This is a genomic window from Lysinibacillus sp. (assembly GCF_032093475.1).
Lineage (GTDB): Bacteria > Bacillota > Bacilli > Bacillales_A > Planococcaceae > Lysinibacillus > Lysinibacillus irui.
In genome coordinates this window covers 1-24,147 of the sequence record NZ_DAMDAY010000007.1, presented here as the reverse complement: position 1 = coordinate 24,147, position 24,147 = coordinate 1, and the positions used below count along the sequence as shown (strand labels likewise).

Sequence of the window (24,147 nt, the reverse complement as noted above, 5' to 3'; positions counted from 1 at the left end):
GTTTATTCAAAATTATGACATATAACGGTAGAATGAAAAGAGTCGTGTCCATGTTGGAACACGACTCTGTTCTTATTTGAAATAATTTGTGATAAATTGATTTGCTTCATGCCAGTTATAAACCCTTACAACGTTGTCAGGGACAGCCAGACGGTTATACGGTGTATCAAATAATACGACAGGAATTTTTAGCTCTTCAGCAAGCATCACCGCATTATCGTGCTTATCCTCAAAAAAAGCTTCTACATGATGTTTTTTTGCAGCAGCCAATTTATCATGGCTACCGAGAAGTTCGATATGATCGTAAGGGATAGCTTGCGTTTTAAACCAATTAACAGTGATATCTGCTACATTTTCACCTCGTGCAGAAATATAATACAGCTCGAAATTGTTTTTCCAAGCAGTTAGAATATTTTTTGCATCTTTTGCTACTTCAGAGACTTCATACATGTACGGCTCATTTTCCTTAAACCATGTGTTAAAGGCACCTCGGTCAACAGGGTGTGGAAAGGCAGATAAAAAATCGTATTCGCAAACGTCATCAAGCGTAATATTTACGTTATATTGTTTATTAATATGTGGAATGAGTGTACTTGGACATGTTACAGTCCCATCAATATCAATACCAAAGCGGGGCTTTTTCATGCTAGTACCTCCTTAGGCATTCGCTTTTTGAGCTTCTTCTGCGGCGCGCTTTTCTTCCATTTCTGCCGCCAATTTATCAATTTCTTTTTTCAGCTCTTCCACCATTGTTTCTTCAGGGACTTTACGGACCGTTTTCCCTTTCATGAATAGTAAGCCTTCGCCACGTGCACCGGCAATACCGATATCTGCTTCACGTGCTTCACCAGGGCCGTTTACTGCACAGCCTAATACAGCTACTTTTAAAGGTACATTTAATTTCGAAATATATTCTTCTACTTCATTGGCAATGGAAATTAAATCAATCTCAATGCGTCCACATGTTGGACAAGAGATTAGGGTAGCCATGTTTGAAGCTAGACCAAATGATTTTAATAGTTCTCGTGCTACTTTTACTTCTTCTACTGGGTCAGCAGATAGTGAAATACGCAATGTGTTCCCAATTCCTTTTGATAGAATGGCTCCAAGTCCTGCTGCTGATTTTACGGTACCAGCAAATAGCGTACCTGATTCAGTAATACCTAAATGTAGCGGGTAATTAAAGGCCTTAGAGGCTTTTTCATAGGCTTCAATAGCAAGATTTACGTCAGATGCCTTCATCGATACGATAATATCGTGGAAGTCCAAGTCTTCCAAAATTTTAATATGGTGAAGAGCCGACTCAACCATACCATCTGCTGTAGGATAGCCGTATTTTTCTAAAATATGACGCTCTAATGAACCAGCATTTACACCAATACGGATTGGTATACCTTTTGCTTTGGCAGCATTGACAACCGCTTCTACTTTTTCTTTACGACCAATATTGCCTGGGTTAATACGTACTTTATCAATACCATTTTCAATGGCTTTTAATGCTAATCTATAGTCAAAATGAATATCAGCTACTAATGGAATATGGATACGTTTTTTAATTTCAGCAATCGCATCTGCTGCACGTTCATCTGGTACAGCAACACGAACAATCTGACAGCCTGCTTCCTCAAGACGAAGAATTTCCGCAACTGTTGCTTCTACATCATGTGTTTTGGTTGTACACATACTTTGAATGAATAATTCATTACTACCACCAATTGTTAAGTTACCGACACGTACAGGACGTGTATTTGAACGGTGACAAATTTCACTCATTAACTTTCTCTCCTTTTCGGGCCACTATTTTCAGCCGTCACTGTCATTTATTTTAGCAGTGTAAGAAAATAAGGACAAGGAAGAAACGCTAACTTTTCATTTTAGGCATTTGTTTTCAAATTCAAACGAGAGAGGAAGCTTGATATTTTCACCAGGAATTAGTGCTTGTAATTGTAAGTGTGGGTTTAAGTTATAAAAAAGTTGTAAGCGTTCTGGAAAGGTCATGGGAACTTTTGCAGGGTGTAGGGCAAATAGGCTATGAATGGTATCTCCTTCAATCGTTTGTACTGTAATATAATTGGGCTCACGCTGTTTCTCACAAAGTCCATTTTCTGAGTTTTTCGTGGTTAAAGCAGCCAGCGGTATGGACCCTTCTGTTAAATCTACTTTGACAACAAAGGCGATGACAATGATGATAGCTGTTAAGATGAATGCGCGCAAAAAATCCCCTCCTTTTCTACACTATATTTAGAAGAGGGGGGATTCATGCACATTATTTTATATTTGGTTGTTTCGGATATTTTGTAAAGGCCACAATTAATAGAGTAACAGTTAATAATAAAGAGAGTACAGAGATAATGGTACTGTTAATTGGTAAATAGTCTGCTAGCATCGATAGTAAAGTTGCCCAAGTAATAGCAAAAGTAGTTGTTCTCCAGATGTGACGATATTCTCCACGGCGTTTCATCACTTTAAGGATAAATAAACCAGCTAAAGCATAAAGAGCAATTTGTGCAAAGATGAGCATCGTTGTAAAGACAAAAAGCATCAGAAATGTGAATGGATATAAGAGCCATTTAATGCCATCTATGTATTCGGTTAAACCATTGAAATTATCCATATCAAACGTATCGACTGACATACCAGCCGCAAAGCGACCTAAAGAGAATACGGATACGATGGTAATGAGTAGAAAAGTATATTGAATAACCTTTCCAATAGGTAATAAACGATAGGCTGCTAGTTTTTTAGGATGAATAAGACTATCGATAAAAAGCTGTGAGTGTTTCATGCTATATCTCCTCCAAGTGATAGTTTAACATGTTCGTAGAGGACAAGGTATGAAAGAAGTATAAATGAAGTCAGTTTAGATGATAAAATGTTAACATTATGTAAAGAAGTTAAAGGATTTCTTTACTTTTTGTTTGTAATCATTTAATGATTAGAAATAGAGTAGAGATGTAAGAATTGGAGCGAAAATAATTGACAATCGATTGGCAAAGCATACTCTTTCAGTTTTTAGGTGGGTTAGGGGTATTTTTATTTTCCATTAAATTTATGGGAGAGGGGCTTCAGAAATCAGCGGATGAACGTTTACGTGAATGGTTAAATCGCTTTACCACTAACCCGATTATGGGCGTCTTAGTGGGCATAATTGTAACAATTTGCATTCAATCAAGTTCGGCAACAACAGTAATCACTGTGGGGTTAGTGAGTGCTGGTTTTTTAACATTACGTCAAGCAATCGGCGTAATTATGGGGGCAAATATTGGTACTACCATTACAGCTTTTATTATTGGGATTAATATTGGTATCTATTTTTATCCTTTGCTAGCTATCGGTGCGGGTTGTCTATTTTTCTTAAAAAAAGCAACGTATCAACATATTGGTCAAATACTATTTGGCTTTGGTGGTTTATTTTTAGGACTAGAATTGATGAGTGCTAGTATGCAGTCATTACATCAACTAGCAGATTTCGCATCCTTAACGCTTCATTTAAGTAATCAACCAATATTAGGTGTATTTTTAGGGTCCATTTTTACATTACTAGTGCAAAGCTCTACTGCAACAGTTGGTGTGCTGCAAGGTTTATATGCAGAACATTTAATTGGCTTAGATGGTGCTTTACCGATATTATTTGGTGAAAATATTGGCACGACCATTACAGCGGTTTTAGCTTCTCTTGGTGCCTCTATCTATGCAAAACGTGCAGCTGCAGCACATGTACTTTTTAATGTCATTGGCACGATTATTTTTATGATATTTTTCACACCATTTATGCAATACGTACAGTGGGTGAGCGGGGTATTTCATTTAGAGCCTCGCATGCAAATTGCTGTAGCACACGGCTCTTTCAATGTCTTTAATATGATGATTCAATTACCATTTATAGCTGGACTAGCGGCATTGGTTACAAAGTTACTACCAGGACATGATGGCAATATTAATGTAACAACAAAGCATTTAGATCCAACATTTATTGATTCCTCTCCAGCCATTGCACTTGGCCAAGCGAAAGAAGAAGTTTTACGAATGGGTGAGCATGCTTTACGTGGATTAGAAGAAACATTTTTATATATGAAAACCGGTGAATCTGAACATATTCCTACGGTTTTACAATTAGAGGTTGGACTTAATCATTTAGATAACGAGATTACGGATTATTTAGTCATGGTGTCTAAGCAGCCTCTTTCTCGTGCAGACTCAGTAAGACACCATACCCTATTAACAAATGTGCGAGACTTTGAACGGATTGGCGATCATTTTGAAAATATAATAGAACTTTTACAATACAAGGATCACCATGAAGTGAGCTTAAGTAAATCAGCAAGACAAGATTTGATTGGTATGTTTAGTTTAGCAATAGAGGCTGTAAGGAAAAGCATAGAAGCACTGGATACGGCGAGCTTAAGTTTAGCCCAAGAAGTGACAGAGTTAGAAAGCTTGATTGATGACATGGAGGATAAACTCCGTCAAAAACATATTGCACGATTGAACACTAATGAATGTAGTGGGGCTGCAGGGATTGTCTATATGGATATTGTCAGCAATTTGGAACGCATTGGGGACCATGCGGTAAACATTGCAGATTCTATTTTAGGTATTCGTCATTAGCGACATGAAACTTTTCGCTTTGTTAATCCGTATGAAAGGCAACGCACGATAAAAGGAGAGAAACTGTATGGAAGTTGTTGGCTGGATCTTAGTGATTGCCTGCTTTATTATTTCATTTGTTGGTTTAGTGTATCCCATCATCCCGGGTGTTCTGTTTTTGGTTGGTGGATTTTTGCTATATGGCGTATTTTTCTCATTCGCAGACTTAAACTGGTGGTTCTGGGTGATAGAAATACTATTTGTAGTGTTATTATTTGGAGCCGATACTGTGGCAAATGCGTTTGGTATAAAAAAGTTTGGGGGCTCCAATGCTGGCATGTGGGGGAGTACCATTGGTTTATTAATTGGTCCATTTGTTATTCCAGTGGCAGGGATTTTAATTGGCCCATTTTTAGGTGCAGTGATCGCAGAATTAATTGTTGAAAAACGTACATTTAGTGAGGCAGTGAAAAGTGGTGTAGGCTCCTTAATTGGCTTTTTAACATCTACAGTTGCCAAAGCTGTCATTCAAATTGTGATGATCATTGTATTTTTTATCGCGATTTAGCCTTCACTTTTGATGTTTAATGATTGTGACGTAAGGGTAAGATAGTAAACGTATCGGTATTTCGGTCAAAAGGCTGAAATCTTCAAATTGAAGTATTTTTCGTTGAATGGTTTGACCAATTTTGATAATCTAAGGATGTACTAATTATTTCTTATTTTAGGGAGGAACTTAACAATGGCTTACGAATTACCACAATTAACTTACGCTTATGATGCATTAGAACCACATATCGATGCAAAAACAATGGAAATTCACCATTCTAAACACCACAATACTTATGTAACAAACTTAAACGCAGCAGTAGAAGGTACTGAATTTGCTGAAAAGGATATTAACGACTTAATCGCAAATCTTGATGCTCTTCCAGCTGACAAACAAACTGCTGTACGCAACAACGGTGGCGGACATGCTAACCATACATTATTCTGGGAAGTAATCGCACCAGGCGGCTCAAATACACCAGTTGGCGAAGTAGCAAAAGCAATCGATGCTAAATTCGGTTCTTTCGATGCTTTCAAAGAAGAATTTGCTAAAGCTGCTACAACTCGCTTTGGTTCAGGTTGGGCTTGGTTAATCGTTGATGGTGACTCAGTTGCTGTTACGTCTACTCCAAACCAAGACTCTCCAGTAATGGAAGGTAAAACACCAGTTCTAGGCTTAGATGTTTGGGAACACGCATACTACTTAAACTACCAAAACCGTCGTCCAGATTACATCGGTGCATTCTGGAACGTAGTAAACTGGGATGTAGTAGAAGCTAAATTCCAAGCTGCAAAATAATAATGTTAAGTAAATGGCTATGCCAACGGTGAGCAATCACTGAGGCATAGCCTTTTTTGTTGGAAAAAAATGTTCAAGTTTGCAGCTTGGAATTGTTAATCTGACGAATAAAGGATATCGAAATGTTAGGTAGCAGAAAGTAAGGCAACCTTTCTTTAGAAAGACCGTCAAATAAATGATGTTTTCCACAAGAATTCGTAAGTGCGTGCTTTTCTGTCATACCTTCGAATGGTATACTTAGTATCGTGTATTGAAATGATTAGAAGATGAGGAGGGGAATACATATGCGCAAAGCACCAGGAAAAAACCGCGCGGCGAGTGTTAAAGCAAAACATCACTCTAATTTAACATTTCGTATGAATATCCTTTTCTTTGCAATATTTATCGTATTTTCAATGTTAATATTTAGACTTGGCTATATGCAAATCGTCAAAGGGGAAGATTATGTACGTATTTTAGAACGTACAGAAGAAGTTCCTGTCAATACAAGTGTGCCTAGAGGTCGCATGTATGATCGTTACGGACGTATTTTAGTAGATAATCACCCAGAAAATGCGATTACGTATACGAAAATGCAAACGACAACATCAGAGGAAATGCTCGATATCGCGAAAAAGTTAGCACAATTAATTGAACAACCAACAAATCGTGTCACACTGCGTGATAAACAAGATTTCTGGATACTCAAAAATCACGATGCTGCCTATGAAAAGGTCACAAAGGCAGAAGAAACAAAGATCCGAACAAAAGAAAATATTACAACAAGTCAAATCAATGCAGAGATTGATAAACTGGTACGAGAACGTATTACGAATGAAGAGCTTTTACAATTAACAGAGGAAGATTTAGAAGTATTAGCTATTTATCGAGAAATGGTGTCTGGCTATAATTTATCTCCTCAAATTATTAAAAGTGAAAATGTATCAGCAGAAGAATTTGCACGTGTATCTGAGCGTTTAACTGAACTGCCAGGTGTTAACACAACAACAGACTGGAAACGTGTAAAGTTATCATCTTTATCTATTCTTGGACGTACAACGGTTCCAACAAAAGGGATACCGAAAGAGAAGCTCAATTATTATTTAGCACGTGACTATTCACGTAATGACCGTGTGGGAGAAAGTTATATTGAAGCACAATATGAAGAATTACTACAAGGTCAAAAAACAGTCGTCAAAAATATTACCAATAAAAAAGGACAGGTAGTCGATACAGTTACCACTTATGAAGGGGAGCCTGGTAAAGATTTAATCCTATCATTAGATAGTGAGTTGCAAGCTGCCACGGATAAGATTGTAGAAGAAGAGCTGCTTAATTTAAAGGCACTTCCTGGATCGTACTTATTAGATCGAGCCTTTTTAATTATGATGGACCCGAATACAGGGGACATCTTATCTATGGTTGGTAAGAAAATAGAAAAGAATCCCGAGACAGGGGAAAATGAAGTTGTTGACTATGCATATGGATCATTTACAACAGCTTATGAGGCAGGTTCAGCTGTTAAAGCAGCGACCGTTCTTACTGGCTATAATCAGGGCGTTATTTCGATGGGTACTTCTATGGGAGATGAGCCGATTATATTAGCTGGCACGGACCCGAAAACTTCTATTTTTAACAGGGGTGGATATATCCCGATGAATGACTTGTTAGCATTAGAACGTTCTTCCAACTCTTTTATGTTTAAGATTGCGCTGTTAATTAATGGAACACCGTACAGTTATGGCATGCCTTTACGTTTAAAGGATGATACATTCCCAAAAATGCGTAATAACTATGCGCAATTTGGATTAGGTGTAAAAACAGGTATTGACTTACCAAATGAATTTAGTGGGGTTCGTGGTCCATCAGGTCCAACGATGGGGGGTAAAACACTTGACTTGGCCATCGGACAGTATGACACTTATACAACTCTGCAATTAGCACAATATATTTCAACAGTTGCCAATGGTGGCTATCGTATTCAGCCACATGTTGTGAAAGAGGTTCGTGATCCATCACAAGATGGTAAACAATTTGGACAGTTAGTAACAGAAATAGGACCAACCATTTTGAATCAAATTGATAATCCAAAAGAGGAAATCGATTATGTAAAACAAGGGTTACGTCGTGTGTATACTGGTAATCAAGGTACAGCAAGAGCTCAATTTGCGGATACTCCATATACAGCTGCTGGGAAAACTGGTACTGCAGAGGTAGTATACTATGGTCCACTACGTGAATACTTTGGTACAAACACGATCAACTTAACACATGTTGGTTTTGCACCATATGAAAACCCTGAAATTGCCTATGCAGTTGTTATCCCATGGGTTAATACAAATTTAGCCCCACACTACTATCAAAATAACGTAATTGCTAGACGTTCATTAGATAAATACTTTGAATTAAAAGCCAAATATCAAGCAGAAAAAGTGACAGATAGTAATGTAAAACAGCCAATTTTACCTGCCATTACAGAGGAAAAGATTGGTGAAGATGAGCAACAATAAATAAACCGCTAGGCATTTAAGTGCCTGGCGGTTTTTCTATTATAGAAAGAAAAAGTTAGGCAGATAATTGCTGAATAGCTAATTCAAACTGCTCTTTAGGCTTTTTCCCATAAAGCTCTATATTGTGATAGAAATAAGAAGCTATCATAAATTCAATGGCTTCTTGAAGTGTAAATTCCCGATGTTCCATTATTAATGACAAATATGTTTTAAAATAATCGGCATTTTGTACTTTTGCATGTTTCATGACAAAGGTCAAACTCTCCTTATCCAATACTGCTCTGTATAATGATTATCATTTTTCTGTGATATTCCTCAGATGCTTGCACTAAAGTCTCCCTTATAGAGGAGTCTTCCTCAATCTATATATTATACTTCTTGACACAATTTTCTATTATAACACCTTTCCTATAGGAAGCAAGTTTCCTCAATTGTAAATGTATCTTTACAATCGTTTACAAAGCATTACATTCCTTTACATCTCTTTTACGAACAGTTTATACGACTTCAACAATCAGTCATTATAGTAAAGATTGTAAGACAAATAACTATAAAACAGTTCATGACGGAGGCAAATGAGATGAAAAAGTGGAAGTACTTAACGATGACAGCAGTAATGGGTTCTGCATTAATGCTAGGTGCATGTGGTAGCGATTCTGCACAAAATGGAAACAATGCAGAAACAAACGCACCAGCAAGTTCAGGACAAGAAGCTGCTGATGAAAAGCTACAAGGCTCTGTAGCTGGAGATGGCTCATCAACAGTTGCGCCAATTATTGAAGCAGTTGTTGAAGAGTATGCAGGTACACAACCAGATGTCAAAGTATCAGTGGGGGTTTCTGGTACTGGTGGTGGTTTTGAAAAATTCATCGCGGGTGAAACAGACTTTTCAAATGCATCTCGTAATATAAAAGATGAAGAGAAAGCTAAGTTAGAAGAAGCGGGCATTGATTTTACTGAGCTAGCTTTAGCATATGACGGTTTATCAGTAGTTGTGAATCCAGAGAATGATTGGGCGAAGGATTTAACGGTAGAACAACTACAAAAAATTTGGATTGAAGATGGTAAAGAGAAAAAATGGTCTGATATTGATCCATCTTGGCCAGATGAAAAAATCGTTTACTATTCACCAGGAACTGATTCAGGCACATACGACTACTTTGATGAAGTCATTTTAGATGGAGCAGATCTAGTAAGCTCAGCAACATTATCAGAGGATGATAATATGCTAGTGCAAGGTGTGGCTGGTGACAAAAACGCAATTGGCTTCTTCGGCTATGCCTACTATCTAGAAAACAAAGATAAATTAAACATTGTCAAAGTAAATGGCGTAGAGCCAACTAATGAAACAATTGAAGGTGGAGAATATACACCACTTTCACGCCCATTATTCACATATGTGAAAAATAGTGCGATGAAAGACAATGAAGCAGCATATGACTTCATTAAATTTACACTTGAAAACGCAGGTGATATGGCTGAAGCAGTAGGCTATGTGCGTTTACCAGAAGAAAAATATACTGAAGGCCTAAAAACTTTAGAAGGCTTAAAATAAGTAGACATGCATAGAGGGGAAGAGATGTATGCTCTTTCCCTCGCTTATTTGAAAGGAGTTCCCAATGGTTTCTCAAAAGGAAAATAAGACATCATCTGTTCAGCAATTAATTGCAAATTCGCGCAATCAAAAAACAAAGAAAATAGTGGAAAAAGCAATGCCAACTCTATTATTTTCTGCAGCTATTATCTCTATTTTGACGACATTTGGCATTGTTTTCACCCTTATTTTTGAAACGTTTGAATTCTTTAAACGTGTGTCGATTACGGACTTCCTTTTTGGTACAAAATGGTTACCGTTTTCAGGGAATGAACCGTTGTTTGGGATTTTGCCGTTAATCGCAGGAACATTAAAAGTGACACTTATTGCAGTTGTAGTAGCCGTGCCATTTGGAATTGCTTCAGCTATTTATTTAAGTGAATATGCAAGTGAGAAAACGAGAAGAATTGTGAAACCTATTTTAGAAGTATTAGCAGGTGTACCAACGATTGTATATGGTTTCTTTGCTTTAACGTTCGTCACACCTCTATTACAGGAAATTGTACCTGGACTAAAATTATTTAATGCTTTAAGCCCAGGAATTGTTGTAGGGATCATGATTCTACCAATGATTACATCTCTTTCAGAGGATGCGATGTCTTCTGTACCAAATAGTATGCGTGAGGGAGCTTTAGCCCTAGGAGCAACAAAATTTGAGGTAGCAATCAAAGTCGTATTACCAGCAGCACTATCTGGAATTGTAGCTTCAGTTGTATTAGCTATTTCCCGGGCAATTGGAGAAACGATGATCGTATCTCTTGCGGGTGGTTCTACACCGAAATTTGATCTCAATGTAACGGATTCCATTCAAACGATGACTGCATACATTGTACAAGTTTCAACTGGTGATGCAGGCTATGGTACAACTATTTACTACTCTATTTATTCAGTAGGATTTACATTATTTATCTTTACGCTAGTAATGAATTTACTTGCTCACTATATTTCTAAACGCTTCAGGGAGGTTTACTAGCATGCGTTATATGGATGATACAGTCGTCATGAAACGAATGTCAAAGCGTATTACATTCAATAAAGTTTGGAAAGCATTATTTTTCTTAGCTACTACGTTTGCGCTTGTGACATTAGCCATTTTGTTATATCGCATCGTGACACAAGGAATTGATTACTTAAATATTGATTTCTTAACGAATTTTGCATCGAGGTTTGCAGATAAGGCAGGGATCAAGGCAGCTTTAATAGGTTCGCTTTGGTTAATGGCAGTTGTTGCACCTGTATCGATTATTTTAGGTGTAGGTACTGCAATTTATTTAGAAGAGTATGCAAAGAAAAATAGAATCAACGACTTTATTCGAATGAATATATCGAATTTAGCAGGTGTACCTTCCATTGTTTTTGGTTTGCTAGGGTTAACAATTTTTGTACGTATGATGGGTCTAGGTAAAAGTATTTTAGCTGCTGGGTTAACAATGAGTTTATTAATCTTACCTGTTATCATTGTGGCTGCACAGGAAGCCATTCGTGCTGTACCGAATGAGCAACGAGAAGCTTCATATGGTATGGGTGCAACAAAATGGCAAACGATTTTACGTGTTGTGCTACCTGCTGCAATTCCAGGTATTCTGACAGGCAGTATTTTAGCAATGTCTCGTGCCATTGGAGAAACAGCACCACTTGTTGTTATCGGGATTCCAGTTATCCTTCAGTTTTTACCGAACGGTTTATTGAGTCAATTTACAGCCTTACCAATGCAAATCTATGATTGGGCAAAAAGACCACAAGAAGCCTTTCAGTATGTGGCAGCCGCAGGTATTTTAGTGCTCATGACTGTCCTGCTATTGATGAATTCAATTGCCATCTTTATTCGAAATAAATTCCAAAAACGTTATTAATGAGGTGACCTTATGGTTCTAGATTTAAAAGGTGAAAAAACAATTGTTAAACCGATTCGAGCGACAACTAAGCCTGCTGCGGAAGTGGCCAAAAGTATTGTCTATGATACACGTGATTTAAATTTATGGTATGGCGATCATCATGGCTTGAAGGATATTAATTTAAGCATCTATGAAAATGAAGTAACGGCGATTATTGGGCCTTCTGGCTGTGGTAAATCGACGTATCTGAAAACGTTAAACAGAATGGTCGAGCTTGTACCAAGTGTTCGTACATCTGGTGAAATTTTATATCGTGAACGTAATATTTTAGATAAAAATTATACGGTTGAGGAATTAAGAACACGTGTAGGAATGGTGTTCCAAAAACCTAATCCGTTTCCAAAATCTATTTATGATAACATTGCATATGGACCAAGAATCCACGGTATTAAGAATAAAAAAATTCTGGATGAAATTGTTGAGAAGTCGCTACGTGGCGCAGCAATTTGGGATGAAGTAAAAGATCGTTTAAATCAAAATGCTTATGGCTTATCAGGTGGTCAGCAACAACGTATTTGTATTGCTCGTTGCTTAGCGATTGAACCAGATGTCATCTTAATGGATGAACCAACATCCGCATTAGACCCAATCTCTACATTAAAAGTAGAAGAGCTTGTGCAAGAGCTGAAGCAGGATTATTCAATTGTTATCGTGACACATAACATGCAACAAGCTGCACGTATTTCCGATCGTACAGCATTCTTCCTTAGCGGAGAAGTAGTAGAATACGATAAAACGGATATCATCTTCCAAACACCAGCAGATCAACGTACGGAAGACTATATTTCAGGACGTTTCGGCTAAGGAGGAGCAATAGATGGTAGTACGTGAGCGTTTTGAACAAGAGCTGAAAGAAGTGCAGGGACAATTTGTGGCCCTTGCCAACAGTAGTATCCTAGCATTAAAAACAGCGTTTGAAGCTTTAGTAGAGCAGGATTTAGAAAAAGCCTTAAAAATTTTAGAAGATGATTTAGTGATTAATCGTCTTGAAGAAGCGATAAATGATCATGTTATTTTAATGATTGCTAAGCAGCAACCAGTGGCAACAGATTTACGCCGTTTAATGGTCCTTGTAAAAGCAGCATCCGATATGGAAAGAGTGGGCGATTATGCAGTCAACATCGCTAAAGAAGCCATTCGAATTGGCAAAGAACCTATAGTATTTCCGATGACTAATTTGCAAACAATGTGTAATAAAACAGTAGAAATGTTAGAGAGTATCATGAAGGCCTTTACAGAAGAAGATACAGTGCGTGCTAAAGAAATTGCTGAATTAGATGACTATGTGGATGATTTATATGGTGCAACGGTTACACTTTTACTTCGCGCTGGTGTAGAAAATCCGGCACATATTTCTCAAATTACACATCTCACATTTATCTGCCGCTATTTAGAACGTTCGGCTGACCATGCCACAAATATTGCCGAACATCTATTTTACTTAGTCAAAGGCAAACATTATGAATTAAATAATTAAGGGGGAAGAGCTGCTAATAAAGCTCTTCTTTTTATTTGGACAAAAGTTCACTTGTAGGAGCAACCAAGTTTTTTTAGTATCGTCAATATAACGAGCGTATTTGTATTGTCAAAAAAATTTTTTGGTTATACTATAGACATTATCCAAAAAATGTGGTGCTTTGGAGGTGCTGCTACGTGAAAAATCCGATACAATCACTCATAGAAAAATTGAACTTGGACATGACAGAAGAGCAATGTAACTATTTACATTTTTTGTATGAAAATCTACATCTTGAAGAACTAAACGACAGGGAGCAACGTTATTTCATCGACTACTTTTTCAAGAGTGAGCCTTTACGAAATATGGCAGCATTTGCACTTGAATTGGCAGATATTATGCATGAAATAAGAGAAAATATCCCTCCTATTGAGAAAGCTGAACGCTTAGCTGATGGCCGTGAACAACGTTTGTATTATGAACACAAATGGTCAGAGCTCAGACGTCAAAAGCTCAAGCAGCAAACGTTGAAAAGTGGAAATGTGTTTTATGTTCCATTTCATGAGTATAAGCAAGAGCCTGGTCCGTTAATTATTTGTTTGGAACAAACTACAGGGATGGCTGTTTACTCAGAGCTTTGTAAAAGCATGATTTTGCCATTATTTATGAATGCACATCGTGAAAGTCGCGATTTATATATTGTCCCTTATGATCAGCAAATACATGTTCATTACCGCTTTGAAAATGGACATTTAAATTTAGCTGATTTTAAAAGCTTTATCGAATATAAGGCAAAGGGAGAGGCTGCTATTTTGCCTGTTTTGCAGTTTGTTAAAGCGTTGCTGCAGGAAAATCAACTTGGTGCTCAAGCAGAAGTTATCATTTTTACAGAAGGAACGCCCATTGATGGAAAGCATTTAGTAGGGAAGCAAACGAAAATCATGCTAGAGGAAATGAAGCAAAAATACCATGCTGAATTTTCAGTCATTGCGATGCAGGAACATAATTTTAATAAACAGCAATTTTGGTTTGCTAGTAAGGCTTTTTTTGCGGATGATGCAATACAATAACAAAAGGGGGCTAGCCATTATTACTACAGGTCAGCTCCTTTTTGTTGGAGATACATAGGTACTTTAAAGGAGAAATACATGGATTCATTACATTGGTTTTTACCTAAATTTACAGTCCCGACATGGATGGATGTCTTGATTGCGATCATCATTTGTCTAGTTGGTTGGCTTATTCAACGATTTGTCATTAAAAAAATTATTAACCGTGTTGTAACATTTCTAAGAAATCGTCAGCGACATTTCCAAGCAAATGTGCTAGCCCAGTTTAGTAAAGCAATTGGCTTTGCGTTTATGACGGCTGTCATTGTTCTAAGTCTATCATATCTAATAGAAGTCCCATTGTTTACGCATAAATCAACAAAAAACTTTGTCCTATCTCTTATGGTGTTTTTTGCTTTTAAAGGTGTTTACGATGTATTACATTTTTATACGAAGCAGCCATTTGAACTAACGAGTGAAGAGGATCAGAATGTTTTATTACCGTTTTTTCTACGAATTGGTAAAGTACTTATTATGATTTTTGCTATGTTTACGATTGCTTCGTTATGGAATTTCAATCTCAATGGTTTTTTAACAGGGATTGGTTTAACAGGAGTAGCGATTGCCTTTGGGATTCGTGATACATTAGCTCATGTGTTTGGGGGCATGTCCGTAGCATTAGATAATCCATTCCAAATTGGGGATTGGATAGCGACTGAAGATCAGAAAATCGAAGGGACAATTGAAGATATCAATCTTAGAAGTACCTTAATCCAAACAGGAGATAAAGGGCTTGTGTATGTACCGAATTCTTATTTAGTCAATCGACCAATTTATAATTTATCGAGACGAGAAAAAAGAAAATGCGAACAATTTCTCTATATAGCTGCAGAAAATGATGAGGATACTATCCGTGGCGCTTTATCGGCTATGCATAAGGAAATATATTTACATGCTCAAACAGAGAAAGAGATGATTCATGTTTATATTGATGAATTTCATCATAATTGTTATCGTGTGCTCATACGTTTCTTTATCGCAACGAACGACACAGCTATTATGATGGAAGTACGGCAGGATATTTTATTCGCCATTCGTCAAATAGTGGAGGATTTTTCAATTACGTTAGCGTCCTCTCCAGAGGATAACGATTTATAAAGCAAAAATAAATTGAATTGTGTGATAGTTTGCTTTACAATATTAGCTAGAAATCAGCTTTGATGAAGAATAGTAACTATTATTGATTTGTCATAGAGAGCTAGTGGTTGGTGGAAACTAGTACAAACGAATAGTGAATGGACTTCGGAGCTCTAATCCTGAACTACAAGTATGGATTAGCGTGTGCCTACGTTATAAGGCTTAGAGAGGGTCTTGCTAAAAGACCAATGAAGGTGGCACCACGGCTTTTCCGTCCTTTTGTGATGGAGAGGCCTTTTTTATTTTGATTCAGTAATATTAGTTCCGAAAATGATGATGCCAGGTATAATAGATTTCCTCCTTTTATGAGGGAGATCAATACTTAATTTGCATCCGGATTTTAAGCAACCGTTGAATCAAGATGATGTCTCAATCGAATGTAACAGAGTTTTCTTGAGACATCAAGATATATTGGTGTAGAAGAGCAGAGCTTAGAGAAGGAGAGAAGAGTATGACAGTTGAGGTTAGAAAGTACGCCATGAAAGTTTTACAGGGGGATATGATGACCCCTATCTCTGTGTATCAATCACTTACAGGGCAGCATAAAATGTTGTTCGAATCATCAGCTAAGCATGAGGAAAGTGGAAGATATTCTTTTATCGCCCTTAATCCAGTAGCTGAATTAAAAGGAAACAAGGAAGAATTCTACTTTTCCAAAGGACAAGAAAATGACAAATCAAAGGGGAATGTACTCGATAAATTAAAGAAAGTCATACCCTTCCATGAAGAAAGCTATCCCTTTGCCTTTTTTGGTGGAGCCATCGGTTATTTTGGCTATGAAACAGCTTTTTATACGGAAAAAATCGGAGAATATTTACAGGATGAATTAGTGATGCCAGATGTCCATGTATTTTTCTATGATACATTCATTGTCTTTGATCATCTAACACAGGAAATTACGTTAGCTTCAATTGATCTATTTCAGGAGGGACGTTCATTAGCAGAAATGGAGAACGCTATTGCAACGATGGAGCAACAACTTTGTGCAGGTACGACCTTTGAGGCATTGCAGGTGGATGAACTACTTTTTAAGCCAATGCTTTCAAAGAAGCAATTTGTCTCTTTGGTGGATCGAGCTAAGCAGCATATTTTAAGAGGCGATATTTTCCAAATTGTGCTATCACAACGCTTTTCAGCACCATTTACAGGCTCCCCATTCTCACTTTATCGTCAATTACGTACATCTAATCCATCACCGTATATGTTTTACATGGATTTTGGTTCCTATATTATTTTAGGAACTTCCCCTGAAAGTCTTGTGAAAGTTAAAAATCGTATGGTTACAACGAACCCAATAGCAGGTACAAAGCCTCGCGGTGAGACAACAGTACAGGACGAAGTAATTGCAAAAGCTTTGTTAGAGGACGAAAAGGAAATAGCAGAGCACCGAATGCTAGTGGATCTAGGGCGCAATGATCTAGGGCGTATTGCCAAAGTTGGTACCGTAAAGCTTATGAAATACATGACTATCGAACGCTATAAATATGTCATGCATATTGTTTCAGAGGTAACGGCGGAACTACGAGATGACCTCCACATTCTAGATGTTTTACGAGCATCTCTACCTGCTGGGACGGTGTCAGGGGCACCTAAAATTCGTGCCATGCAGCTGATAAATGAATTAGAATCGATTAAGCGTGGTGTCTATGCGGGAGCGGTAGGCTATATTTCAACTACAGGGGATATGGATTTGGCACTTGCTATTCGTACAATGATTATTAAAGATCAACAAGCACATGTACAGGCAGGGGCTGGAATTGTCTATGATTCAGATCCATTGTCGGAATACGAGGAAACACTTAATAAAGCTCGTGCGCTATTGGAGGTAAGAAAATGATTTTATTAATTGATAATTATGATTCCTTTACCTACAATCTATTTCAACAAATCAGTATGCTTGGTAAAAGTGTCACAGTCGTTCGAAATGATGCTATTACAATAGAAGAAATTCAAGAAATGTCACCCGAAGCTATTATTTTATCCCCAGGACCAGGAACGCCGGCTGAAGCGGGTATTACTGTGAATGTGATTAAGGAGCTACATGGAAAATTCCCTATTTTAGGTATTTGCCTTGGCCATCAATCGATCGGGCAGGCTTTCGGGGCAAATATTGTGCAAGCCAAAAACATTATGCATGGAAAGCTGTCACCGCTTCAGTATAAGAATACGGGCTTATTTGCACAACTAAATGGAGACATTGAGGTTATGCGTTATCATTCCCTAATTATTGAAGCACAGACATTGCACAAAGATTTCAACATTATTGCTACAGCAGGTGATGATGGGGAAATTATGGCGATTCAACATAAAAAATACCCTCTTTATGGACTGCAGTTTCACCCAGAATCCATTGGCACAAAAGAAGGCAGTATCATGATGAAAGCCTTTTTAGAAAATATAGCGTAATGATACAGAAAAAAGCTGTCGCTTCATTTGGCGACAGCTTTAATATTATTGTTTTTTGCCTGTGATTAATTTTGCAATTTCTTCAAGAGTCATGGAAGAGTTGACCTCATAGGAGCCTATCTGTAAGCTTCGAGCATATTTTGCGTTTGCGAGTAGTAGCTCCATCTCAACACTATTTGTAATGATGCCACCATCCTCAAGCTTTTGTGCAACAATATACGGTGTGATCCCACTATATATTTGCAGTGTCATCATCTTCTCATCAGTGTTAGTTTTATCAGCAGATTGTTCAGAAGCATCTGGTGAAGAAGTTTCTTCAGTCTTATGTACTGGCTTTAATTGTTCCTTTAATGAGGCAATTTCTTTATTTGCCTTATCTAACTTCATTCGCAGTTCTTCTACTTGTTGCAGATTAGGAGAATCTTTCATAGGAAGACCAATGTTTACATCATAGCGGCCTGCGAGAGCTAGCAAAGCCCCGACAAGAAAAATTGCAATACCGAATGCGCGGATGGCAGACTTGTTCATCAATCATCGACCTCCGTTTGCAATCACTTGGCGAACTTGCTCTTCTGTTAAATTAGAACGGATACTAATTTCTGCTACAGAAAGACCTTGTTTATTTAATTCGTGAACCTGACTAACGATAATTTGATGAATGGGTTTAGTCTGCGTTGTTGCTGATGTAACCTTTGAAGCTTGTGCAGCCTGTTGAACAGCTTGCATCATTTGTTGAACCTTAGGACTTTGTACTTGCTGAGGGCTAGGTGCTGATTTTGATTTCACTTGGAACTCAGGCTCTAATAAAAGTTCTTCCTCGACAATTTTCATGCGACGCTTTAAATTATTCGTTTCTTGAAATATAGAGATGGATAATTCTTCGACATCTTTCTCGATTTTTTGTGAACTATTTTTGAAAAAGAACGATATGATGATCAGAAGAATCCCGATACTCATTAATAGGATGGATAAATCCAATAGTTTCACCTCAATGTAGTATGTAATTATAAGATATTTTACCATATGCAAAGTTAATATGAAATGAAGGTAGATTTTTTTTCAGTTTATGTTATAATAGGTTAGTCGTATAAATCATGCTCAAATTTAAATTCTTGATATAGAGTGGGAGGGTTAATGATGCGCGTAAACATTACTTTAGCTTGCACAGATTGCGGCGAACGTAACTACATTTCTAAAAAGAACAAGCGTAACAATCCAGAGCGTCTTGAACTTAAAAAATATTGCTCTCGCGAGAAGAAATACACTCTTCACCGTGAAACTAAGTAATCGCTCATTAAGCCAAAACCACAAGTGGTTTTGGCTTTCTACATTTTAGGAAACCATTTTGATGGAAAGACTCTAAGTTGATTCAAGTTTTACTATATAGGAGGTAGCCTGGATGGATAAAACAACTTTACGTAACAAGGTGAAAGAAGCACTCTCGACAATGAGCGATAATACATATCATAGTCAATCTTTAGCTATAGTTAAAAAGGTGCTACAGGAACCATATATAATAGAAGCAAATACAATTGGTTTGACCATTTCAAATAAGCCAGAAGTCGACACATTTCTTCTAATTGAGGAATTATGGCAACTTGGTAAAAAGGTTGCTGTTCCAAAATGCCACCCGAAAACAAGAGAAATGTCATTTTACGCAATTGACTCTTTTGCCCAACTTGAAACTGTATATATGCATTTGCGTGAGCCTATTCCAGAAAGATGTGAGTTTGTTGACGCAAATGAAATGGATGTTATCCTTGTTCCAGGCGTAGTTTTTGACCGATATGGCTATCGAATCGGCTATGGCGGTGGTTATTATGATCGCTATGTATTAAACTATAAAAAGGGTAAGCTACTGTCCATGCTCTTTGATGAGCAAATCATTGATCGTGTTCCTACCGAAGAACATGATTGCCCAGTAGACATCATTGTGACACCCTCAAAACGTATTGATTGTCTAGGACAACGAGGAGCGAACGAAAATGGATAAAATGTTAGATATTTATGAACTCTTGAAAACCTATGGTACTTATATTTATACGCGGGATCCGATTGGCGATTTGATGTTAATGGAGGATGAAATACGCGAGCTTTATAAAGCAAATGTACTAGACATAAAAGATTATCAAATGGCATTACTACTCATTCGACAAGAAACAACAAGACTTCGTATGGAAGAGAATAAAAAGTAATGTTTGAAATATCATGTAAATGGGTATTGTAAAGTTAATGTAACATGTATGTAATATTCTTAAAACAGTGGATTTCCGCTGTTTTTGTGTTTTTACGAAACTTTTTACAATTCAAAACGTATATATAGATATCTGGCGCATAGAACAGCAAGGAGACGCATAGAAGAGCAGGAGAAAAAAATTTCAGGCAGATATGTGTTGATTATCTGTAAAAAAAAGTTTAAGATATATTTTGTTTCCGTAACAAAATGTAAAAAATTATTATTTTTTTGTAAGGAAGTAGGGAGGATGTTAGGAATGAAATCAATAAAGTGGCCTAAACATTCATTTATGATACTAGCAATTATAGCAACATGGATCAAAACGGTCATTGTTTACCACACAAGCTTCGAGATGAAAATTGAAAATGCCATGCAACAATTTATTTTGTTTATTAATCCATTAAGCTTTTTGCTATTTACGTATGGTTTATCACTATTTTTTAAATCAGCAAAAGCTAGAAATCGTTATCTGATAACGGTCAGCGTTATTTTGTCCATTGTCTTATACGGAAATGTAGCGTTCTATCGATTCTACAATGACTTTATTACGCTGCCAGTATTATTCCAAACAAGCAACTTTAGTGACTTAGGAACGTCCGTAGCAGCCATTGTTGAACCTTGGGATGTATTATATTTCGTTGATGTCATTATTTTAATCTTAGCAAATAAATTTTTACCAAAAATGAAAGAAGCATTTAAAGTGAATGTTGAGTTCCGACGTGCTTTCTTTGTATTGGCAGTAGCAATGACATTTTTAAATTTAGGATTAGCAGAAACAGAGCGTCCACAATTACTAACACGTAGTTTTGACCGCGAATTATTAGTGAAGAATATTGGTACATACAATTACCATTTGTATGACATTTATATTCAATCGAAATCATCTGCGCAACGTGCGTTAGCGGATGGTAGTGAACTAGTTGAAGTAAATAACTATATTCGTTCAAATCAGGCAGCCATTAACCCAGAAATGTTTGGGAAATATAAAGGTCGCAACTTAATTGTTGTGTCTATGGAGTCCTTACAAAACTTTGTCATTAATAATGATATGAATGGTCATGAAGTGACACCATTCTTAAACTCTTTAACAAAAGATAAAGATACGTATTATTTCAGTAATTTCTATCACCAAACAGGCCTTGGAAAAACATCTGACTCAGAGTTTATTTTAGAAAACTCCTTGTTTGGTTTAGGCCGTGGAGCAGTATTTTTCACGCATGGTGGAAATACGTATAACTCAATGGCAGAACGCCTTGGAGAAAATGGTTACTTTACAAATGTTATGCACCCGAATAATAAATCTTTCTGGAACCGTGACATGATGTATCAATCATTAAAAATCAATAAATTTTACGATATAGATTCATATACGGTTGAAGAAGGGCAAGCTGTAAACTGGGGTATGAAAGATACTCCATTCTTAGAGCAATCAGCTAATTTAATGAAAGATATGCCACAGCCATTCTATTCAAGACTGATCACGCTAACGAACCATTATCCATTTACATTGGACCCGGAAGATATTATGATTCCTGAATATGATTCGAACTCTGGTACTTTAAATCGTTACTTCCAAACAGTACGCTACATGGATGAAGCTCTAAAAGATTTCTTCCAACAGTTAAAAGATCAAGGTGTTTATGATAACTCTATTATCGTTATGTATGGTGACCATTATGGTATTTCTGAAAACCATAATAAAGCAATGGCACAATATTTAGGGAAAGAACAAATCACACCATTTGATAATGCATTACTGCAAGAAGTACCTTTATTCATCCATATCCCAGGATCTGGTGATGGTAAAGAAATGACAGAGATTTCAGGACAAATGGATTTACGTCCAACAATCTTACACCTTCTTGGCGTAGAAACGTCAAAAGATATGCAAATGGGGGCAGATTTATTCTCTCCAGAGCATGAGGACTTTGTTATTTTCCGTGATGGACGCTTTATCACAGATAAATACGTTTATGCTGGTGAAGCTTGCTATGACAAAGCAACTGGCGAAGAAATAGAAGGTGAGCCATGTCAATCATATGCTGATCGTGCCACAATGGAGCTAGAAAATTCTGATGCGATTATTAATGGTGACTTGCTTCGTTTCTATGATGAAAAAACAGGTAATTTAAAGCAGGATTCAGTTAAATAATCATATTAGAGAGATCTCATGACGAGGTCTCTCTTTTTTACATTATTATTGACAAAAGGGGATATATGATTATAATAAGTGTAAATATCTGCATAACGAAGATTTGTTTTTCGCATTTCGGAGTATAAGAGTAAAGGCATGGAAAAGAACGAGTAACTTTAATGGAACTGACAGAGAGTAGCCGGACGTTGAGAGGCGCAAGGGATATTAAAGTGAATACATCTTGGAGCTGCGTACCGAAAATTTAGTAGGCTACGACGGAGTTGCATCCGTAATCATTGCAGGGGTATCGCTTCGGCTGTACTTTTAGAGGAGAGCTATGTGAGTAGTTCTCGAAAAAAGGTGGTAACACGTTCATGAACGTCCTTTAGGAATAATCCTAAAGGCGTTTTTTTGTGTTTGAAGCGAACTAAACAAAGTGAGGATATTATTTCCTAATGGTTCCCAAGTAACTCTTATAGATCTTGCAATATTAATTTTTAATATTACAAGGAGATGTTTTGTATGTTTTTAACACCAGAGGAGCAATTCGTGATCATCAAGAAAGGTGTCGATAAAATCGTTGATGAGCAGGAATTACGTGCAAAATTAGAACGATCATTTAAAAAACAGCAGCCTTTAACAATTAAATTAGGACTTGATCCATCCACACCAGATATTCATTTAGGTCACGCAGTCGTTCTTCGAAAAATTAAGCAAATGCAGGATTTAGGTCATCATGCAATTATTGTTATCGGTGATTTTACAGGACGAATTGGCGATCCTACAGGTAAAGCAAAAGGGCGAACAGCCTTAAATGACGATACAGTGAAGAAAAATGCCCAAACCTATTGTGAGCAAATTTTTAAAGTGTTAGATAAGAACAAGACAACGGTTCGTTTTAATAGTGAATGGTTAGCAAAGCTGTCGTTTGAAGAAGTCATTCAGCTAGCAGCCACAACATCTGTTGCTCGACTTTTAGAGCGTGAGGATTTTCAGAAACGTTACAAGCAGCACGTACCCATTGGCATGCATGAATTTTTTTACCCCCTTATGCAAGCATATGATTCGGTGGAGCTAGAGGCTGATATTGAGCTAGGGGGAACAGACCAAACGTTTAATATATTAATGGGGCGAAACTTACAAAAGCAGCGAGGGATAGAAAAACAAATTGCCATTTTTATGCCACTACTGGAGGGATTAGATGGCATTGAAAAAATGAGTAAAAGTTTAGGTAATTATATTGGTGTCAATGAAGCACCTGAAATGATGTTTAAAAAGGTGATGGAAGTACCTGATGCATTAATCGTAAAATATTTCGAATTAGCAACGGATGAGCACCCACTACAAGTGCAGGCCATTCAAGATAAACTTCAAAAGGGAGAGAATCCCCGCGATCTGAAATTGCGATTAGCAGAAGTGATAACGACTTTATACCATGGAGTTGCAGCAATGAAGGAAGCGAGAACTTACTTTGAAGCAGCATTTCAACGAAAGGAAATACCGAAAAACATTCCCGTTTTACTCTTAGAGATTGATAAGGAAAGGGTAGAGGATATCCTTCCCCAATTAGTGGCAATGGATTATATTCAAAGTAAAAGTGAGTTTTTACGGTTAATCAAGCAAAATGGGGTATCTTTGAATGGAGAAAAATTAGCGCTAGATGACCTTTCGCGCGTCCTAATGAATGATGATGTGATACAAATTGGTAAGAAACGATTCCTTAAATTAAATAAGTAGTGAAAAAAAGAGCAATCTC

General features: G+C 37.1%; 25 protein-coding genes and 2 other annotated features. Of the genes, 18 read left to right on the top strand and 7 right to left on the bottom strand.

What is annotated here, in order from left to right; genetic code table 11:
* Positions 1 to 72: 72 nt before the first annotated feature.
* The 4 genes from RT445_RS03190 to RT445_RS03175 form a co-directional block, all read right to left on the bottom strand.
* Positions 73 to 645: a 5' nucleotidase, NT5C type gene (locus RT445_RS03190; RefSeq protein ID WP_274793753.1), complete on the bottom strand. Its 573-nt coding sequence runs from the start codon at positions 643 to 645 to the stop codon at positions 73 to 75.
* Positions 646 to 657: 12 nt separating this feature from the next.
* The gene (gene ispG, locus RT445_RS03185; protein WP_274793752.1) at positions 658 to 1,773 is read right to left on the bottom strand and encodes a flavodoxin-dependent (E)-4-hydroxy-3-methylbut-2-enyl-diphosphate synthase; all 1,116 of its coding nucleotides are present in this window, start codon (positions 1,771 to 1,773) and stop codon (positions 658 to 660) included.
* Positions 1,774 to 1,869: 96 nt separating this feature from the next.
* Positions 1,870 to 2,214 carry a hypothetical protein gene (locus RT445_RS03180; RefSeq protein WP_274793751.1) on the bottom strand — a complete coding sequence of 115 codons (345 nt, stop codon included), beginning with the start codon at positions 2,212 to 2,214 and terminating at the stop codon, positions 1,870 to 1,872.
* Positions 2,215 to 2,266: 52 nt separating this feature from the next.
* On the bottom strand, positions 2,267 to 2,785 hold the full coding sequence (locus RT445_RS03175; RefSeq protein WP_274793750.1) for a DUF1189 family protein: 519 nt from the start codon (positions 2,783 to 2,785) through the stop codon (positions 2,267 to 2,269).
* 191 nt (positions 2,786 to 2,976) lie between these two features.
* Here RT445_RS03175 and RT445_RS03170 point away from each other — a divergent pair, with 191 nt between their 5' ends.
* From RT445_RS03170 to RT445_RS03155, 4 genes are all read left to right on the top strand, one after another.
* Positions 2,977 to 4,608 (top strand): Na/Pi cotransporter family protein, encoded by a 1,632-nt coding sequence (locus tag RT445_RS03170; RefSeq protein WP_274793749.1) that lies wholly within the window; start codon positions 2,977 to 2,979, stop codon positions 4,606 to 4,608.
* A gap of 67 nt (positions 4,609 to 4,675) precedes the next feature.
* Positions 4,676 to 5,155 carry a DUF456 domain-containing protein gene (locus tag RT445_RS03165; RefSeq protein WP_274793748.1) on the top strand — a complete coding sequence of 160 codons (480 nt, stop codon included), beginning with the start codon at positions 4,676 to 4,678 and terminating at the stop codon, positions 5,153 to 5,155.
* Positions 5,156 to 5,329: 174 nt separating this feature from the next.
* Positions 5,330 to 5,935: a superoxide dismutase gene (locus RT445_RS03160; RefSeq protein ID WP_016995356.1), complete on the top strand. Its 606-nt coding sequence runs from the start codon at positions 5,330 to 5,332 to the stop codon at positions 5,933 to 5,935.
* A gap of 284 nt (positions 5,936 to 6,219) precedes the next feature.
* Positions 6,220 to 8,424, top strand: a complete 2,205-nt coding sequence (locus tag RT445_RS03155; RefSeq protein WP_274793747.1) for a peptidoglycan D,D-transpeptidase FtsI family protein — start codon at positions 6,220 to 6,222, stop codon at positions 8,422 to 8,424.
* 55 nt (positions 8,425 to 8,479) lie between these two features.
* On the opposite strand, the gene RT445_RS03150 is transcribed toward RT445_RS03155, so the two are convergent.
* Positions 8,480 to 8,671, bottom strand: coding sequence for a hypothetical protein (locus RT445_RS03150; RefSeq protein WP_274793746.1), 192 nt, complete (start codon positions 8,669 to 8,671; stop codon positions 8,480 to 8,482).
* A 333-nt stretch (positions 8,672 to 9,004) separates the two neighbouring features.
* Between RT445_RS03150 and RT445_RS03145 the strand changes: the two genes are divergently transcribed.
* The 9 genes from RT445_RS03145 to RT445_RS03105 all read left to right on the top strand — a co-directional run bounded on the left by RT445_RS03145 (position 9,005) and on the right by RT445_RS03105 (position 18,021).
* A complete protein-coding gene (locus RT445_RS03145; protein ID WP_274793745.1) occupies positions 9,005 to 9,979 on the top strand; it encodes a PstS family phosphate ABC transporter substrate-binding protein in 975 nt (324 codons plus the stop codon).
* Positions 9,980 to 10,043: 64 nt separating this feature from the next.
* Entirely contained in the window at positions 10,044 to 10,991 is a 948-nt protein-coding gene (pstC, locus tag RT445_RS03140; protein WP_312506837.1) for a phosphate ABC transporter permease subunit PstC, read from the top strand.
* A 1-nt stretch (position 10,992) separates the two neighbouring features.
* Positions 10,993 to 11,871, top strand: coding sequence for a phosphate ABC transporter permease PstA (gene pstA / locus RT445_RS03135; RefSeq protein ID WP_274793743.1), 879 nt, complete (start codon positions 10,993 to 10,995; stop codon positions 11,869 to 11,871).
* 12 nt (positions 11,872 to 11,883) lie between these two features.
* On the top strand, positions 11,884 to 12,717 hold the full coding sequence (gene pstB, locus RT445_RS03130; RefSeq protein WP_312506838.1) for a phosphate ABC transporter ATP-binding protein PstB: 834 nt from the start codon (positions 11,884 to 11,886) through the stop codon (positions 12,715 to 12,717).
* Positions 12,718 to 12,730: 13 nt separating this feature from the next.
* Positions 12,731 to 13,390 (top strand): phosphate signaling complex protein PhoU, encoded by a 660-nt coding sequence (gene phoU, locus RT445_RS03125; protein ID WP_274793741.1) that lies wholly within the window; start codon positions 12,731 to 12,733, stop codon positions 13,388 to 13,390.
* A 176-nt stretch (positions 13,391 to 13,566) separates the two neighbouring features.
* Positions 13,567 to 14,439 carry a hypothetical protein gene (locus RT445_RS03120; RefSeq protein WP_274793740.1) on the top strand — a complete coding sequence of 291 codons (873 nt, stop codon included), beginning with the start codon at positions 13,567 to 13,569 and terminating at the stop codon, positions 14,437 to 14,439.
* A gap of 78 nt (positions 14,440 to 14,517) precedes the next feature.
* Complete coding sequence (locus tag RT445_RS03115; protein ID WP_274793739.1) at positions 14,518 to 15,576, top strand: mechanosensitive ion channel family protein; 1,059 nt, start codon at positions 14,518 to 14,520, stop codon at positions 15,574 to 15,576.
* 50 nt (positions 15,577 to 15,626) lie between these two features.
* Positions 15,627 to 15,837 (top strand) — a binding site (T-box leader).
* Between the two features lie 229 nt (positions 15,838 to 16,066).
* Positions 16,067 to 17,452: an anthranilate synthase component I gene (gene trpE / locus RT445_RS03110; protein ID WP_312506839.1), complete on the top strand. Its 1,386-nt coding sequence runs from the start codon at positions 16,067 to 16,069 to the stop codon at positions 17,450 to 17,452.
* Entirely contained in the window at positions 17,449 to 18,021 is a 573-nt protein-coding gene (locus tag RT445_RS03105) for an anthranilate synthase component II (protein WP_274793737.1), read from the top strand. Before trpE ends, RT445_RS03105 begins: the two co-directional genes overlap by 4 nt.
* A gap of 45 nt (positions 18,022 to 18,066) precedes the next feature.
* Here RT445_RS03105 and RT445_RS03100 read toward each other — a convergent pair whose 3' ends face one another.
* Both RT445_RS03100 and RT445_RS03095 read right to left on the bottom strand, forming a co-directional pair.
* Positions 18,067 to 18,549, bottom strand: a complete 483-nt coding sequence (locus RT445_RS03100) for a hypothetical protein (RefSeq protein ID WP_274797351.1) — start codon at positions 18,547 to 18,549, stop codon at positions 18,067 to 18,069.
* Positions 18,550 to 18,552: 3 nt separating this feature from the next.
* Entirely contained in the window at positions 18,553 to 19,008 is a 456-nt protein-coding gene (locus tag RT445_RS03095) for a hypothetical protein (protein ID WP_312506843.1), read from the bottom strand.
* Positions 19,009 to 19,158: 150 nt separating this feature from the next.
* On the opposite strand from RT445_RS03095, the gene rpmG reads away from it, so the two are divergent.
* The 5 genes from rpmG (at position 19,159) to tyrS (ending at position 24,128) form a co-directional block, all read left to right on the top strand.
* On the top strand, positions 19,159 to 19,308 hold the full coding sequence (gene rpmG, locus RT445_RS03090; RefSeq protein WP_008408521.1) for a 50S ribosomal protein L33: 150 nt from the start codon (positions 19,159 to 19,161) through the stop codon (positions 19,306 to 19,308).
* 112 nt (positions 19,309 to 19,420) lie between these two features.
* Positions 19,421 to 20,014 carry a 5-formyltetrahydrofolate cyclo-ligase gene (locus tag RT445_RS03085; protein ID WP_274793735.1) on the top strand — a complete coding sequence of 198 codons (594 nt, stop codon included), beginning with the start codon at positions 19,421 to 19,423 and terminating at the stop codon, positions 20,012 to 20,014.
* Positions 20,007 to 20,216 (top strand): YqgQ family protein, encoded by a 210-nt coding sequence (locus RT445_RS03080; RefSeq protein WP_274793734.1) that lies wholly within the window; start codon positions 20,007 to 20,009, stop codon positions 20,214 to 20,216. Before RT445_RS03085 ends, RT445_RS03080 begins: the two co-directional genes overlap by 8 nt.
* A 297-nt stretch (positions 20,217 to 20,513) precedes the next feature.
* A complete protein-coding gene (locus RT445_RS03075; RefSeq protein WP_274793733.1) occupies positions 20,514 to 22,409 on the top strand; it encodes an LTA synthase family protein in 1,896 nt (631 codons plus the stop codon).
* Positions 22,410 to 22,539: 130 nt separating this feature from the next.
* Positions 22,540 to 22,780: a binding site (T-box leader), on the top strand.
* Positions 22,781 to 22,913: 133 nt separating this feature from the next.
* A complete protein-coding gene (gene tyrS / locus RT445_RS03070) occupies positions 22,914 to 24,128 on the top strand; it encodes a tyrosine--tRNA ligase (RefSeq protein WP_274793732.1) in 1,215 nt (404 codons plus the stop codon).
* The last annotated feature ends 19 nt before the right edge of the window (positions 24,129 to 24,147 follow it).

What these genes read in the sequence shown, in the direction of transcription:
- rpmG (WP_008408521.1), top strand. Translation starts at nt 19,159, where the DNA reads ATGCGCGTAAACATTACTTTAGCTTGCACAGATTGCGGCGAACGTAAC.
- ispG (WP_274793752.1), bottom strand. Translation starts at nt 1,773, where the DNA reads ATGAGTGAAATTTGTCACCGTTCAAATACACGTCCTGTACGTGTCGGT.
- tyrS (WP_274793732.1), top strand. Translation starts at nt 22,914, where the DNA reads ATGTTTTTAACACCAGAGGAGCAATTCGTGATCATCAAGAAAGGTGTC.
- RT445_RS03145 (WP_274793745.1), top strand. Translation starts at nt 9,005, where the DNA reads ATGAAAAAGTGGAAGTACTTAACGATGACAGCAGTAATGGGTTCTGCA.
- RT445_RS03115 (WP_274793739.1), top strand. Translation starts at nt 14,518, where the DNA reads ATGGATTCATTACATTGGTTTTTACCTAAATTTACAGTCCCGACATGG.
- RT445_RS03190 (WP_274793753.1), bottom strand. Translation starts at nt 645, where the DNA reads ATGAAAAAGCCCCGCTTTGGTATTGATATTGATGGGACTGTAACATGT.
- RT445_RS03100 (WP_274797351.1), bottom strand. Translation starts at nt 18,549, where the DNA reads ATGAACAAGTCTGCCATCCGCGCATTCGGTATTGCAATTTTTCTTGTC.
- pstB (WP_312506838.1), top strand. Translation starts at nt 11,884, where the DNA reads ATGGTTCTAGATTTAAAAGGTGAAAAAACAATTGTTAAACCGATTCGA.
- RT445_RS03080 (WP_274793734.1), top strand. Translation starts at nt 20,007, where the DNA reads ATGGATAAAATGTTAGATATTTATGAACTCTTGAAAACCTATGGTACT.
- RT445_RS03160 (WP_016995356.1), top strand. Translation starts at nt 5,330, where the DNA reads ATGGCTTACGAATTACCACAATTAACTTACGCTTATGATGCATTAGAA.
- RT445_RS03175 (WP_274793750.1), bottom strand. Translation starts at nt 2,785, where the DNA reads ATGAAACACTCACAGCTTTTTATCGATAGTCTTATTCATCCTAAAAAA.
- phoU (WP_274793741.1), top strand. Translation starts at nt 12,731, where the DNA reads ATGGTAGTACGTGAGCGTTTTGAACAAGAGCTGAAAGAAGTGCAGGGA.
- RT445_RS03150 (WP_274793746.1), bottom strand. Translation starts at nt 8,671, where the DNA reads ATGAAACATGCAAAAGTACAAAATGCCGATTATTTTAAAACATATTTG.
- RT445_RS03155 (WP_274793747.1), top strand. Translation starts at nt 6,220, where the DNA reads ATGCGCAAAGCACCAGGAAAAAACCGCGCGGCGAGTGTTAAAGCAAAA.
- pstA (WP_274793743.1), top strand. Translation starts at nt 10,993, where the DNA reads ATGCGTTATATGGATGATACAGTCGTCATGAAACGAATGTCAAAGCGT.
- RT445_RS03075 (WP_274793733.1), top strand. Translation starts at nt 20,514, where the DNA reads ATGAAATCAATAAAGTGGCCTAAACATTCATTTATGATACTAGCAATT.
- RT445_RS03105 (WP_274793737.1), top strand. Translation starts at nt 17,449, where the DNA reads ATGATTTTATTAATTGATAATTATGATTCCTTTACCTACAATCTATTT.
- pstC (WP_312506837.1), top strand. Translation starts at nt 10,044, where the DNA reads ATGGTTTCTCAAAAGGAAAATAAGACATCATCTGTTCAGCAATTAATT.
- RT445_RS03165 (WP_274793748.1), top strand. Translation starts at nt 4,676, where the DNA reads ATGGAAGTTGTTGGCTGGATCTTAGTGATTGCCTGCTTTATTATTTCA.
- trpE (WP_312506839.1), top strand. Translation starts at nt 16,067, where the DNA reads ATGACAGTTGAGGTTAGAAAGTACGCCATGAAAGTTTTACAGGGGGAT.
- RT445_RS03085 (WP_274793735.1), top strand. Translation starts at nt 19,421, where the DNA reads ATGGATAAAACAACTTTACGTAACAAGGTGAAAGAAGCACTCTCGACA.